The organism is Amycolatopsis sp. 505 (genome assembly GCF_031625235.1).
Classification (GTDB): Bacteria; Actinomycetota; Actinomycetes; order Mycobacteriales; family Pseudonocardiaceae; genus Amycolatopsis.
Window position 1 is genome coordinate 245441 of the sequence record NZ_JACKQP010000002.1, and the last position, 13239, is coordinate 258679.

Annotated in this window: 10 protein-coding genes; 4 read left to right on the forward strand and 6 right to left on the reverse strand. The window is 70.2% G+C overall.

Annotated elements, in window-relative coordinates; translation table 11 throughout:
• Positions 1 to 12: 12 nt before the first annotated feature.
• Complete coding sequence (locus H5965_RS08160; RefSeq protein ID WP_310968735.1) at positions 13 to 3156, reverse strand: nitrate- and nitrite sensing domain-containing protein; 3144 nt, start codon at positions 3154 to 3156, stop codon at positions 13 to 15.
• A gap of 724 nt (positions 3157 to 3880) precedes the next feature.
• Here H5965_RS08160 and H5965_RS08165 point away from each other — a divergent pair.
• Genes H5965_RS08165 through H5965_RS08180 form a run of 4 tightly spaced genes read left to right on the forward strand, consistent with a single transcriptional unit; the run spans position 3881 to position 7381 of the window.
• Entirely contained in the window at positions 3881 to 4885 is a 1005-nt protein-coding gene (locus H5965_RS08165; RefSeq protein WP_310968736.1) for an ABC transporter substrate-binding protein, read from the forward strand.
• Between the two features lie 10 nt (positions 4886 to 4895).
• Positions 4896 to 5666 (forward strand): ABC transporter permease, encoded by a 771-nt coding sequence (locus H5965_RS08170; protein ID WP_310968737.1) that lies wholly within the window; start codon positions 4896 to 4898, stop codon positions 5664 to 5666.
• Entirely contained in the window at positions 5663 to 6496 is an 834-nt protein-coding gene (locus H5965_RS08175) for an ABC transporter permease (protein ID WP_310968738.1), read from the forward strand. The genes H5965_RS08170 and H5965_RS08175 overlap by 4 nt, the downstream gene beginning before the upstream one ends.
• A 21-nt stretch (positions 6497 to 6517) precedes the next feature.
• Complete coding sequence (locus H5965_RS08180) at positions 6518 to 7381, forward strand: ABC transporter ATP-binding protein (protein WP_310968739.1); 864 nt, start codon at positions 6518 to 6520, stop codon at positions 7379 to 7381.
• Positions 7382 to 7426: 45 nt separating this feature from the next.
• On the opposite strand, the gene mdlC is transcribed toward H5965_RS08180, so the two are convergent.
• The 5 genes from mdlC to H5965_RS08205 form a co-directional block, all read right to left on the reverse strand.
• Entirely contained in the window at positions 7427 to 9013 is a 1587-nt protein-coding gene (gene mdlC / locus H5965_RS08185) for a benzoylformate decarboxylase (protein ID WP_310968740.1), read from the reverse strand.
• 90 nt (positions 9014 to 9103) lie between these two features.
• Positions 9104 to 10753 carry a S53 family serine peptidase gene (locus tag H5965_RS08190; protein ID WP_310968741.1) on the reverse strand — a complete coding sequence of 550 codons (1650 nt, stop codon included), beginning with the start codon at positions 10751 to 10753 and terminating at the stop codon, positions 9104 to 9106.
• Between the two features lie 166 nt (positions 10754 to 10919).
• Positions 10920 to 11882: a hypothetical protein gene (locus H5965_RS08195; protein ID WP_310968742.1), complete on the reverse strand. Its 963-nt coding sequence runs from the start codon at positions 11880 to 11882 to the stop codon at positions 10920 to 10922.
• Between the two features lie 44 nt (positions 11883 to 11926).
• Positions 11927 to 12139, reverse strand: a complete 213-nt coding sequence (locus H5965_RS08200; RefSeq protein ID WP_310968743.1) for a hypothetical protein — start codon at positions 12137 to 12139, stop codon at positions 11927 to 11929.
• A 418-nt stretch (positions 12140 to 12557) separates the two neighbouring features.
• Positions 12558 to 13235 (reverse strand): copper homeostasis protein CutC, encoded by a 678-nt coding sequence (locus H5965_RS08205; RefSeq protein ID WP_310968744.1) that lies wholly within the window; start codon positions 13233 to 13235, stop codon positions 12558 to 12560.
• Positions 13236 to 13239 lie beyond the last annotated feature (4 nt).

Below are 13239 nucleotides of genomic sequence, written 5' to 3' on the forward strand. Positions count from 1 at the left end.
CCCGTGTCACTTTCACTCCTCACTGCTGTCTGTGGTGTTGCCACGCCCCGGAACCCTGCTGTCCTGCAGCTGCTCTTCGGCCGGGAGTTCCTTCAAGGCGTGCCGTCCCGAGGTGTAGCCCCGTTGGAAGCTTGCCATCCGGCTCCGCGCCGCGGACGCCGAGCGGGTGATCGCACCCGTTCCGGGCATGCCCGCCGTGTTGTCCGCGAAGCTGTTCTGGGGCGGCGCGTCGACCGAAGGACTGCTGATCGACCCCGGCACCAGGTAGGCGTTCGGGACGCGCTTGGGCAGCCCGGCCGGGGTGATCTCCTCGTTCTTGGACTCCAGCAGCGACTGCGCCGCCTGCCAGCCGTCGTCGGAGGCACTGTGCCAGCCGTCGTCGGCGGGGAGCAGCGGGTGCCGGGTCGCCGCGGTCGGCTGGAGCTCGTCGCGGGACGGCTCGGCCGGCACGGGTGCCGCGGGCGGCTCGCCGCTACCGGTGAGCGGCGGCAGGTTGGGGTCTTCGCCCTCACTGCCCTGCGGCGGCACCGGGTCGGCGGCCGAGTCGTCACCCTCACTGAACCAGCGTGACAGCACCGACTGGTAGATGGGCAACCGCCGGGTGGGTACATCGTCCTCGAGCGCCGACGAACCGACCTCGGCCGCGGGCGGCGGTGCCGGTGGCGGCTCCTCCGGCGGCACGTACTTCGGCTCGCGCTTGGGCAGCACCAGCGGCGCGAACTGCGTGTCGGCGGCCCGCGAGCTGGCCCCGTCGCCGTTCGACGACGGCGTCAGCGGCGCCAGGTCCTCGGCGGTCGGCCAGGCCGGCGTCTCGGGCTTGGGCAGTTCCGGCGAGAGGAACGGGCCCGCCGCGCGGCCGCCGCTGACCAGGTCGTCCAGGCTGATCGGCTGGTCGAGCGGCACCAGGCCGCCCTGGTTCGCCACGGGCTCGTGCACCGGCGGCGGCGGTGGGGGCGGCGGTGCCGAGGGTGCCGGCGGCGTCTGCGCGAACGACTGCGTCTGGTCGAAGTCCGAGCGCGCCGCCGGGATCGGGATGCTCGGCATCGACATGGACGTCTCGGAGCGGTTCGCCGGCGGCGGCGTCTGCCGCTGCATGCCCGGGCGGAGCTGGGTGAGCAGCTCGGCCGGGACGACGACCCGGGCGATCACGCCGCCTTCGATGTCCTCGTTCTCGCGCAGCCGGACCTCGATGCCGTGGCGCTTGGCCAGCCGCGAAACCACGTACAGACCCATTCGCCGGGTCACCGACACGTCCAGGTCCGGCGGGTCGGCCAGGCGCGCGTTGACCTCGGCCAGCCGCTCCTCGCTCATGCCGACACCGTGGTCGGTGACCTGGATGGCGAGCGCCTTGCGGCGGGTCACCACGGCCCGCACGATGACCTTCGTTTCCGGCTCGGAGAAGTAGGTTGCGTTGTCGAGCAGCTCCGCGAGGACGTGCACGAGGTCGTGGATCGCCAGGCCCTGGACCGCGACGTCGGGCACGATGCCGACCTCGATCCGGGCGTACTGCTCGATCTCGGACACCGCGGCGCCGATGACGTCGGCGGCGGGCACTGGCTTGGGCACCGACTTCGCCAGGCCGGCGCCGGAGAGCACCAGCAGGGACTCACCGTTGCGCCGCAGCCGCGTCGCGAGGTGGTCGAGCTCGAACAGGCTGGCCAAGTGGTCCGGGTCCTGCTCGTCGGCTTCCAGCCGGTCGATGACGCCGAGCTGGCGTTCCACCAGCCGCTGCGACCGGCGGGACAGGTTCACGAAGATGCCGTTGACGTTCTCGCGCAGGAGGGCCTGCTCGGCGGCCATCTTGACGGCTTGTTCGTGGACGATGTCGAACGACCGCGCGACCTCGCCGATCTCGTCGCGGGAGGTGACGGGCACCGGCTGGACGGCCTTCTTGGAGGCGCCGACCGGGTCCGGGTCGTCCAGGATCGCCTGCACGGTTTCCGGCAGCCGGGTGTAGGCGACGTCCAGCGCGCTCTTCCGCAGCACCCGCAGCGGGCGCAGCATCAGGCGGGCGACGATGAGCATCAGCACGACCGCGAGCGCCAGCGCGGCGAGCACCACGGCACCGCCGATCCACGCCGAGTTGACCGCCTGCGTGGCGAGGTCGTCGGCGCGGGTCTTCAGCTGGGCCAGCAGGTTCGACTCGACCGCGTGCAGCTTGTCGGCCGACACGGTGCTGTCCTTGCCGAGCGCGGTGGTGTCGATGTTCGGCGGGTCACCCAGCTGGGCGAAGGAGAACGCCGAGGTCTGGATCCGCCGGCGGTCGTCGACCTCCGGGCCGGAGTAGGTGTCGTTGTAGAGCTGGCGCTGGTCGTCGTCGGCGTTCGCGAGGAAGGCCGCGACCGAGGCGTCGGCACTGGACGCCGACGCGCGCGTCTGGTCCAGCAGGTCGCCGGGGAAGTTGCCGCGGAACGCCGCGATCTGCAGTTCGGCGTCGGAGCGGGTGGTGAACTCCTTGGCCTCGCTGATCGCCTGCGTGCTCGTGCCGAGGCGCAGCACGTCCCGGTCGGTGACCGCGGTGGTGACCTCGCGGCCGAGCTCGATGAGCGAGTCGATGACGCCCGAGTAGGCGGTCAGCACCGTGATGTCGGGCAGGCTGTTCTGGGTGTTGAACGCCGCCCGCAGCGGACGCAGGGCGTCCAGGCGCTGGAGACCGCGGGTGTAGCGGTCGTTGGTCGCCTGGTCGTCGTAGTCGAGGTTCTGCTTCGCAGCGCGCAGGTCCTGGACCTCGCGGTCGACCTTGGCGATCTGCGCGTCGAGCCCGGTCTGCAGCAGCTGGTTCTGCGAGGAGATCCGGGCGACCGCCAGCGACCGCTCGTTCTGCAGCTCGTGCACCACTGTGGTGACCTTGACGGCGAACGCGACCTGGTCGGCGGTGCGCTGGAACTCGGCCGCCTCGCGGGCGTCGTCGATCACGCGTACCGCGCCCAGTGCGAGCGCCGTGAGTGTCGGGATGATCAGGACCGCGGCCAGCTTGGACCGCAGCCGCCAGTCGCGCATGCCGGAGAACAGCCCGGCCTTCCGGCCCGGATCCGCTCCGGGCGACTGCGCGGGGGCCCCTCCCACCCCCGCGGCGTCTTCGTTCGGCACCGCCGCTCCACCATCATCGTTCGTGCTCGGGAAACCCTGGTCGGTCCAGCGCCCGCCAGGGCGCATCGCGTTCTCCTCAGCCACTCGTCTGCACGCTCCCGGCCTTCCGGCGCTCCGGCCCATCGGAAGGAGCCCAGCGCCAGACGCTACCCGTACGGGTGAAAAGATCGTCTTCAGTGTCGCCACTGGGGGTTCCTGAACCCCGTCCGTGCGGACGGAATCGGTTCAGCTCGAGCATCACGGTCGGGTCCCTGCGCTGGTCCTGCATCGGTCTGTTGGTCGGCCTAACCCACCGGCGCGGCGGTTGTGCCCGGCCAGGCAGTGGTCTTCGCGGGGAAGATTCTCTCAGGAAAAGCACAGTGTGTGCTGGTACACCGAAGTGGAACTTCTTGATCGGCCATCCAGGCACTCTCTCTCACTACATCGGAGGTTGATACCTCCCCGCAGGTGCAGAGGGTAGCGAACGGCAGGGGAAGATGTAACCCTCCCGACAGGACCCGCTCAATCTTGCACAGCGTTCGCTCAGTCGACGCACAGCGGACGTCGCCGATTCAAGAACCTCACCCTACGCTGGGTGAACGGCTACGGCGAGTGGAGCAGTGGGTCTAGACCAGAGGCCGAAAGAGTGACGTGCGCCACTCGGTTAGGTAGTGATTCCACCCATTGTGAGCAAGCTGTCACGTTCTCTACAGTGGCCCGGGTGGTTCCGAGAATGAGTCACGCACTTCCATCGGAATCGGTTCCTCAACCGTCACTTTTCTTCAAGGAGCAGGCCTTGCTTGGAAACGCCATGAGCAGTGGCCGGGTTCGCACTCGCCGCGCCGCGCTCGGGCTCGCCCTCACCGTCGCAGCAGCCACAGCCCTCACGGGCTGCAGTGCGCTCGGCGCGGACGGCTCGAACGCCTCGTCGAACGGGGGCAGCCTGGAGAAGTCGAAGATCAAGGTCTCGATCATGCCGACCACGGACCTCGGCCCCTTCTGGCTGGCGCTCGACGGCGGCTACTTCAAGGCCGAGGGCCTCGAGGTCGAGCAGGTCGTCGCCAAGAGCGGCCAGGAGTCGATGCAGAAAGCGATCTCCGGCGAGGTCGACATCGCCCTCTCGACGTACACCCCGTTCTTCGTCGCCAAGAGCAAGGGCGAGGACATCCAGCTGGTCGCCGACGGCACGTCGGTGAACGCGAAGAGCAACGCCATCGTCACGGTGCCGAACTCGCCGGTCAAGACGGTCAACGACCTGAAGGACAAGCGGATCGCGATCACGGCCAAGAACACCGCGTCCGACATCCTCACCAAGTCCGTCATGAAGGACCACGGCGTCGACTTCAACGGGGTCAACTGGGTGCTGGTCCCGCTGCCGAACATGGCGGCGGCGCTGAAGGACAACCAGGTCGACGCGGCCTACATGCCGGAACCGATGCTCACGCAGGCGGCCAAGACCGTCGGCGCGACGCCGGTCATCGACATCAACACCGGCGCCAGCCAGGACTTCCCGCTGACCGGCTACGGCTCGACGACGAAGTGGGTGCAGGGCAACCCGAAGACCCTCGCGGCCTTCCAGCGGGCGATGAAGAAGGCCACCAGCGACGCGATCAACGACCGCTCGAAGGTCGAGCCGCTGCTCGTCAAGTACGCGAAGATCGACGAGGACACGGCCAAGCTGCTCACCCTGCCCGGCTACGGCTCCGTCCTGGACGCCCGGCGCCTGCAGCGGGTGCCCGACCTGCTGCTGCAGATGGGCGTCATCACCAGCAAGGTCGACGCCGCGCCGATGATCGCCCCGCAGGCGACCAGCTGACGCGCTCACCGTGAAAAAACTGCTCCGCGGCCTGGTCGGCCTGGCCGGCTTCCTCCTGCTCTGGGAGGTCGTCGTCCAGGTCGGCCTGGTCGATAAAACGTTCACCCCGCCGCCCAGCGTCGTGCTGGGCACCGTCGGGAACCTGCTGGGCGACCCCGAGTTCATCCGGGACATCATCGCCACGATGCTGGCCTGGGTGATCGCCATCGTCGTCGCGATCGCGATCGGCGTACCCGCCGGGCTCCTGCTGGGCAGCATCCCGGCGTTGCGCACGGCCACCGCCGCGATCGTGGAGTTCCTGCGGCCGATCCCGGTCACCGCGCTGGTTCCCCTGGTGCTGCTGGTGATCGGCTCGGGTCCCGACGCGAAGATCACCCTCGCCGCCTACGCCTCGCTGTGGCCGATCATGTTCAACACGATCTACGGCATGGGCGAGATCGACCCGGTGCTGATGGAGACCGCCCGGGCGTGCGGGACCAGCCGGTTCCGCATCCTGTCGTCGGTCGCGCTGCCGCAGACCGCGCCGTTCGTCTTCACCGGCGTCCGGCTGTCGGCGACCATCGCGCTGATCGCCGTGGTCAGCGTCGAGTTCCTGGCCGGTTCCCAGCTCGGGCTCGGCAGCTTCATCATCGTCGCCAGCACCGGTTCGGTCCGGTTCGACCTGGTCCTGGCGGGCACGGTGGTCGCCGGGACACTGGGCTACCTGATCAACGAGGGGCTCGAACAGCTCGGCAAGCGGCTGTTCCGGTGGAGCACGGTGGACCGGGAGGCGATCGCGTGACGGCGGCGACCCTCTCGGGCCGGGTGGGCCGGCGCGCGGCGCGCGGCGCCACCGCGGTCCTGCGCAACTGGCTGCTGTTCGCGATCCTGGTGGTCGTGTGGGAGTTCGCCGCCCGGGCCGGCGGCAGCAAGTACTTCCCGCCGCCCACGGAGATCGCGGCCACGGCGGCGAAGCTGTGGTTCACCGGGCCCGCGTCCCACCTGTTCCTCACCGACGCGGTGTTCGACAACGTCTTCCCCAGCCTCGGCCGCACGCTCGGCGGCTGGGGAGCGGCCGCGGTCGTCGGCATCGTCCTCGGCGTGCTGCTCGGCCGGTCGGCGACGGCGATGGACTACGTCGGCCCGCTCTTCGCGTTCTTCCGCTCGATCCCGCCGCCGACGCTGATCCCGGTGTTCGCGGTGCTGTTCGGGCTGAGCTCGGGCATGCAGATCGGGTCGATCGTCTTCGGCGTGGTGTGGCCGGTGCTGCTCAACGCGGTCGACGGGGCCCGCTCGGTCGACCAGGTGAAGGAGGAGACCGCGCGGTCGTTCCGCACGCCCAAGGCGTACTGGCTCGGCATGGTCGTGCTGCCGGCGGCGGCGCCGAAGATCTTCGCCGGGCTGCGGGTCAGCCTGTCGATCTCGCTGCTGCTGATGGTCGTCTCCGAGCTCGTCGGGGCGTACAACGGCATCGGGCGGTCGCTGCTGAACGCCCAGCAGGACTTCGAATTCCCGACCATGTGGTCGTGGCTGGTGCTGCTGGGCATCCTCGGCTACGTCTTCAACACGATCTTCCTGGCCGCGGAGCGGCGGGTGCTGGCCTGGCAGCCGGCCCGCCTCGGCCGCGACTGACGCTTCGAAAGGCCTCTCCCCATGTCCACCATGCTCGAAGTGTCCGGCCTCAGCCACACCTACGGCGCCGGCGCGAAGGCGCACACCGCGGTGAACAACCTTTCGTTCACCGTCGAGGCCGGGCAGCTGGCCAGCATCGTCGGCCCGTCGGGCTGCGGGAAGTCGACGCTGCTGCGCTGCATCGCCGGGCTGACCCGGCCGACCGCCGGCACGGTCAGCCTGCACGGCGACCGCGTCTCCGGCGTGCCGGACGACCTGGCCGTCGTGTTCCAGGACTACAGCCGCTCGCTGTTCCCCTGGCTTTCGGTGCAGAAGAACGTCGAGTTCCCGTTGCGGTGGCGGCCGATCTCGAAGGCCGAACGACGTGCGCGGGCGGCCGAGGCGCTCGAGCAGGTCGGCCTGTCCGGCGTCGGCGGCAAGTACCCGTGGCAACTGTCCGGCGGCATGCAGCAGCGGGTGTCGATCGCCCGCGCGCTGGCCAGCCGCCCGGCCCTGCTGCTGATGGACGAGCCGTTCGCCTCGGTCGACGCCCAGACCCGCTTCGAGCTCGAGGACCTGACCCGGCGCGTGCAGCGCGAGCAGGGCAGCACGGTCCTGGTCGTCACGCACGACATCGACGAGAGCGTGTACCTGTCCGACCGCGTCCTGGTGCTGTCGAAGTCACCGGCGTCGATCGTGGCGGACCTGCCGGTGGGCCTGCCCGCCGCGCGGGACCAGATCACCACGCGCGAGTCGGCGGAGTTCGTGACCCTGCGCGGCGAAGTGGCCCGGCTGCTGCACGGCGGTTCGCCGGAAGAGGCCGCCACGGCCGCGTCCGACGCCGCGGAGTGGGAACTGGCCGAGCGGGCGTCCGACGACGTCCGGGAGACCAAGACCCGCAGCTGACCGTCGGTGGTCCACAGTGGATGTCCACTGTGGACCACCGACGGCTCAGTACAGCGACTTCGACGACGCCGCCACCCGGACGTGGACCAGCGTCGGGCGCGGGTCGGCCAGTGCCGCCGTGAGGCCCGGGGCCAGCTCTGACGGCTCGGTGATCGTCACGCCGTGGCAGCCCATGCTCTCCGCCAAGGCCGCGAAGCCGATGCCGCCCAGTTCGGTGCCCGGCAGCTTCGCACCGCCGATGGCGTCGCCCAGGATGCGCACCGCCGCGTACTCGGAGTTGTCCAGGATCACGAACGTCACCGGCAGTTCTTCGCGGGCCGCCGTCCAGAGGGCCTGGATGCCGTACATGCTCGAGCCGTCGCCGATCACGCCGACGACCTTGCGGTCCGGGCGGGCGAGCGCCGCCCCGACCACGCCGGGGACGCCGTAGCCGAGCGTGCCGGAGGCCATCGTCAGGAAGCCGGTGTCGGTGGCCGTGATCGGCAGGTGGTCGTGCAGGATCCCGCGGTGGCTGGGTGCCTCTTCGACGACCAGGGCGTTGTCCGGCAACAGTTCCGCGAGCGTCGAGTAGACGAGTTCGCCGGTCAGCGCGTCACCGCTCGGCTTGGCCGGGCGCTGCCGCGGGGCCGGCGCGGGCCGGGTGCTGCGCTCGACGACGTTGAGCAGCGCGCGGATGCCCAGCTTCGGCGTGGCGCGGATGCCGGTGCCTTCGGAGGCACGGGCGAGGACCTGCTCGTCGTCGCTGACGATGAACAGCGGCGGCAGCGGGGCTTCCCCGCGCCCGCGGTCGACGTGGTAGGTGAAGGCGGGCGCCCCGAGCACGACGACGAGGTCGTACGGCGCGAGCGTGTCGGCGACGGCCCCGCGTTCGGGATCGAGGAACCCTTGGAACAGCGGGTGGTCTTCGGGGAACGAGCAGCGGTAGGACATCGGCGCGACCCACACGGCGGCGTTGAGCCGCTCGGCGAGCGCGACGGCTTCGACGACGGCACCGTCCTGGTCGACGGCTCCCCCGACGACGATGGCCGGCCGTTCGGCGGCTTCCAGCGCGGTGTGGAGCTCGTCGACGGCTTCGGGATCGGGGGCGTAGCCGCGGATCCGGGGCCGCGAGACGATCGGCCGTTCGGTGGCGACGGACCAGTCGTCGGCGGGAACGGACACGAAAACCGGGCCGGACGGCGCCTGCGTGGCCACGTGGTAGGCCCGCGCGAGCGCGGCCGGGACGTCCTCAGCAGAGGCGGGCTCGATCGACCACTTCACGTACGGCTTCGGGAATTCGGGCGCTTCCAGGGCCCCGAGGAAGGGCTCGTGCGGGATGAGCGACCGGATCTGCTGCCCGGCGACGACGATCATCGGCGTCCGGTTGCGGTAGGCGTTGAAGAGGCTGCCGAGGCCGTGCCCGACCCCGCCCGCGGAGTGCAGGTTGACCAGCACCGCCTGGCGGGTGGCCTGCGCGTAGGCGTCGGCCATCGCCACGACGGCAGATTCCTGCAAGCCCAGGACGTAGTCGAAGTCGTCGGGCCAGTCGGTGAGGAAGGGCACCTCGGTGGTGCCGGGGTTGCCGAACACCGTGGTGAGGCCCAGTTCGCGGAGGAGTTCACGGGTGGCGTCCAGCACCGTGCGCTTGATCATGCCGCCCAGGTTAACGCTTAGTCTTGCGAAGCAAAGTCCCCCAAGCGGCGCAGTGCCGGGCGGGCCGGCCCTGCGCCGCTGGTCACGCACTCAGCCGAGCAGGCCGGACAGCCCGGTGCCCTTGAAGGAACCCCAGCCGGTCACCTGGTCGTACCCGGTCCCGGCGGTGAAGCCGGTCGTGCCGTGCAGGGTGTTGTTGCCCGAGGTCACGTCGTGGAACCCGGTGCCGTACGAGGAACCGTTGCCGATCGAGTAGAACTTCGGGTTCAGGTTGCCCAGACCACCGCCGTGCACCTGGTTCTGCAGCGTCGCGAAGGCCGCCCACAGCGGAGCCGCACCCGACGTGCCGCCGACCGTTCCCCAGCTGCCCGCGCTGTAGATGTAGTACCCCGAGGTCGGTGAGGCGTCCGCGGACACGTCCGGCACCTTGCGGTAGGTCGTGCTCTGCGAGGACTGCCACGACGGCGCCGTGAACACCGTCGAGATGCCGCCGCCGGTCGAGCCGCCGCTGTTGCCGTCGTTCCAGGTCACTTCGCTGCTGTAGCCGTTGGCCGACGTCACGCTCAGCTTCGTCCCGCCGACGCCGGTCACGTTCGGGCTCGACGCCGGGAAGTCGACGCCCTTGGCCGCCGAGCCCGTCTGGCGGTAGCAGTCGGTCGTGCCGTCGTCGCCGGCCGCCGCGAAGTACGAAATGCCTTCCGCGGTGCCGGTCGCGATCGCACTGCTGACGCTCTTCGCCGCGCTCGAACCTTCGGCCGCTTCGCAGGCGCCCCAGGAAATCGAGACGACGTTGACCTTCGCGTCCGAGGCGATCTTCTGGTACATCGCCAGTTCGCCGGCGCTCGAGTTCGGTGCCTCGTAGACGTAGTCGTTGGCCGCCGCGGCCAGCGCGTGCACGACCTCGATGTCGAGCTCGACCTCGATCTGGCCGTCGCCCGGCGACGAGTCGTAGTTCGCGCCGCTGACGCCGACCGTCGTCACCGTGCCCGCGGACAGGCCGTAGGTGCTGTCGTACTTGGTGATGTTGGACTTCTGGTAGCCGTCGAACTCGACGAAGCCGACGTTCACGCCGCGGCCGGTCGCGGACAGGCCGCTGGTGCCGTACGCGGTCTTGAGCACCGGCGGGGTGACGGACTTGACGACGTTGGGCTGGGCCAGCGGCTTCGCCGAGTGCGTGCGCACCGCGTGGTCGTCGAGGCCGACGACACCGCCCACGACGTCCGAGACGCTCGCCGGCACGGCCGGGACGGCGTCGTTGGCGAAGAAGTCCCGTCCGGACGCCTGGTCGTGGTAGGTCCCGATCCGGGTGCGGAAGGCCGACTCCAGCTGCGCCGCCGAGCCGGTGAACGTGACGGCCTGCCGGTTGCCGGAAACCTCGATCCCGCTCAGCCCGGCTTTCCCGAGAAATGAGACGGCCTTGTCGACATCGGCTTGGGTCGGGCCGAACCTGGCATTGAACTGCGCCGGGGTCAGGAACCGGTGGTATTGCGGCGAAGCGGGATTCTGTACGTTGGCGAGGAACTTTTCGAGCGCCTGCTGGTTGTGCAGTTTCAGCGAGAGCGCGGCGGTGATCGGCCGGTCGGCCGGGACGTCACCGGTGCGCGCGCTGTTGATCAGCGGCGCGGCGTTGTCGGCCAGCGTGACCAGGGGTTCCGACGCCGCGGCGGCCGGGACGGCCACGGCGAGGCCGAGCAACGCCGGCAGCGGCACAGCGGCCGCGACGAGCTTGCGCAAGCGCATGGGGAATTTCCTCTCGGCGGTGGGGACCGGGCCTGCGCGGAATGCTCGCCGCAGGTTGCCGAGAAGCATAAGAAGCCGCGATCACGCCGAGGAACCTACTTTTGGCCGGTCTTCGACGGATCCCATTTTCATTTTCCGATACGTTTACCTTTGGCTGATCATTCGATTAGCGTCCGGAATGTCCGAGACGGTCGACGCGGTCGACGATCTCCCGAGCGTCGGCATTGCCGGAGAACCGGCGGGCGGCCGCCGAAAGCGAGTGCAGCCGCTGTCGCACCCGTGGCGACCGCAGCGCGCCGGCCAGCTCGACGGCCTCCTCCCCGACCGTGATGGCGATGTCGAGGTCCCCGTCCAGCGCGTGCACGGTGGCCAGCCAGATCAACGTCAGCGAGCGGCTGCGCGTCATGCCCCGCTGGTACCCCTCGATCGCCTCGGCGAGGGCGGGGATGCCGTCGCGGCCGTGGCGGACGTCGACCATCTGCGCCAGTTCGCCGTGCACCGTCCCGACCATCGCGGCCATGTCGGTGGGGCCGAAGAACGCCGCCCACGGCGACGGTTCGCGGCCCTCGGCCTCCGCGAACTCCTGGCGGGCGCGGCGCAGGTAGGTCAGCGCGCCGGTGACGTCGGCCTTCCGGGCGTGCGCCCACGCCTGGTTGGCCGACAGGATCGCCTGCGCGAGCTTGGAATGGGCCGAGACGGCCGCCTCGCGGCCCCGCGCGAACTCGACCAGCGCCGCGTCGACCGCGTCGTAGTGCAGGTGCAGCCGCCCGACGCGGTACCGGATGTTGGCCTGCAGGTCGTCGTTCCCGGCCTCGACGGCCAGCTCCAGCGCCCGCGCGAACGCCTCCAGCGCGGCGGCCGGACGGTCCTGGTCGAAGTTGGTCCAGCCGGCCAGGTTGTAGAGGTCGGCGACGGCGGTGTAGAGCCGCGCCTGGACCACGGTCTTCGCCTCGCCGTCCAGCAGGGCCACGGCCGCGGGCAACCGCGACTCCACGGCCGCCCGGCACGAACCGCCGCCGTACCGGTAGTCCAGCGCCCTCAGCTCGGCGACGCTGTCTTCGAGCTGCCGCACGTCGGCGAGACCCACGCGCGTACCGCTCCGTTCGTCCCGCCCGTCACTGCCGGTCATGGCAGCCCTCCGTCCGTAGAGAGCTGCCGATCGGGCAGCCCCGCTCATTCCCCTCCCGGCCAGGCCGGAGCCCGCTCCTTCGAGGGACTGGCACCGGGCAGCACCCCGGTGGCGGTCAGCACCACACCCGTGGCGGTTTCCGCGATCTTGACGACGGCCAGCAGCCCGGTCAGGGCGAGGGAGCCGCCGAGCCCCAGTTTCGCGAAATCGTCTTCGGAGGTTCCGGTTCCGCGTTGGCGCGGTATCGCGCTGGTCACGATTCGGCCTTCCGGCTCGCCGCGGCCGCGCCCGGGCGGCTTCCGCGGGGAATCAGCCGTCCCCAGGTGACGGAAATCCACCTGATCGTCGGCATCCTGGTTTCCTGTTGTCCTCGCAACGAGTTCTCGAACTGAATACGCGCGCACACGGCGCCGCCTCCCGCACTGCAGATCGATTCCTTGAAGATCGGCCGGATCGCGAAATGCGGGACAACCGTAGCCAGCCGATCACCGTAAAATCAGCCACCAACCAGGTCAAAGCTGGAAATGCTCGTGCAGCGGCACGCGCAACGCCCAGCGCGACACTGCACGCGGCGGATGCAATTTCGCATGCCGGTTCACGATTGCCGCGGGCACGCGAAAACAACGGAAGAAATCGTTCTACTCCGCCGATCCTGCGCGAGAACGGCGTAGTCGATCAGGATTTGACGAGCTCGACCCAGGTTTGCACGGCCGCGGCGTCCACCGGCGCCTGCCAGCCACCCGGCCGCACCGCGCTGCCGACGTGGAATCCGCGCACGCCGCCCGCGCGCAGGAGGTGCACCTGCTGGGCACGCAGACCGCCGCCCACCAGCAGCTCCGGGCCGCCGTCGCGCTGCGCGAGCCGCTGCAGCACCGAAAGGCCGCTGGCCACGCCGTTCGGGTGACCGGCGGCGAGCACGGTGTCACACCCGAGCGAGGCCAGCTGGTCGTAGGCGCGCACCGGGTCGCGCGTGCGGTCGATGGCGCGGTGGAACGTCCACGGCAGGCCGTCGACCTCCTTGATCAGCGCCTCGCAGGCGTCGACGTCGATCTCGCTGTCGACGTTGAGGAAGCCGAAGACGAATTCCCGCGCGCCCGCGTCGATCAGCCTGCCGGTGTCCGCGCGCAGCCCTTCCAGGTCGCCGACGGCGAAGGAACCGTTGTCCCGCAGCATGACCCGCACCGGGAGGTCGGTCGCCGAGAGCACGTCGCGCAGCGTCTCGACCGACGGCGTCAGGCCGTCCTGCGCCATGTCCGCAACCAGTTCGAGGCGGTCGGCCCCGCCCGCCTGCGCGCTTTCGGCGTCCGCCGCGTCCAGCGCGATCACTTCCAGCAGGGGCGTCTTCGAGCTCATGCCT

Bases quoted from the DNA above. Each gene is read 5' to 3' on its own strand.
- H5965_RS08160 (WP_310968735.1), bottom strand. From the start codon at position 3,156: ATGCGCCCTGGCGGGCGCTGGACCGACCAGGGTTTCCCGAGCACGAAC.
- H5965_RS08165 (WP_310968736.1), top strand. From the start codon at position 3,881: ATGAGCAGTGGCCGGGTTCGCACTCGCCGCGCCGCGCTCGGGCTCGCC.
- H5965_RS08180 (WP_310968739.1), top strand. From the start codon at position 6,518: ATGTCCACCATGCTCGAAGTGTCCGGCCTCAGCCACACCTACGGCGCC.
- mdlC (WP_310968740.1), bottom strand. From the start codon at position 9,013: ATGATCAAGCGCACGGTGCTGGACGCCACCCGTGAACTCCTCCGCGAA.
- H5965_RS08190 (WP_310968741.1), bottom strand. From the start codon at position 10,753: ATGCGCTTGCGCAAGCTCGTCGCGGCCGCTGTGCCGCTGCCGGCGTTG.
- H5965_RS08195 (WP_310968742.1), bottom strand. From the start codon at position 11,882: ATGACCGGCAGTGACGGGCGGGACGAACGGAGCGGTACGCGCGTGGGT.
- H5965_RS08205 (WP_310968744.1), bottom strand. From the start codon at position 13,235: ATGAGCTCGAAGACGCCCCTGCTGGAAGTGATCGCGCTGGACGCGGCG.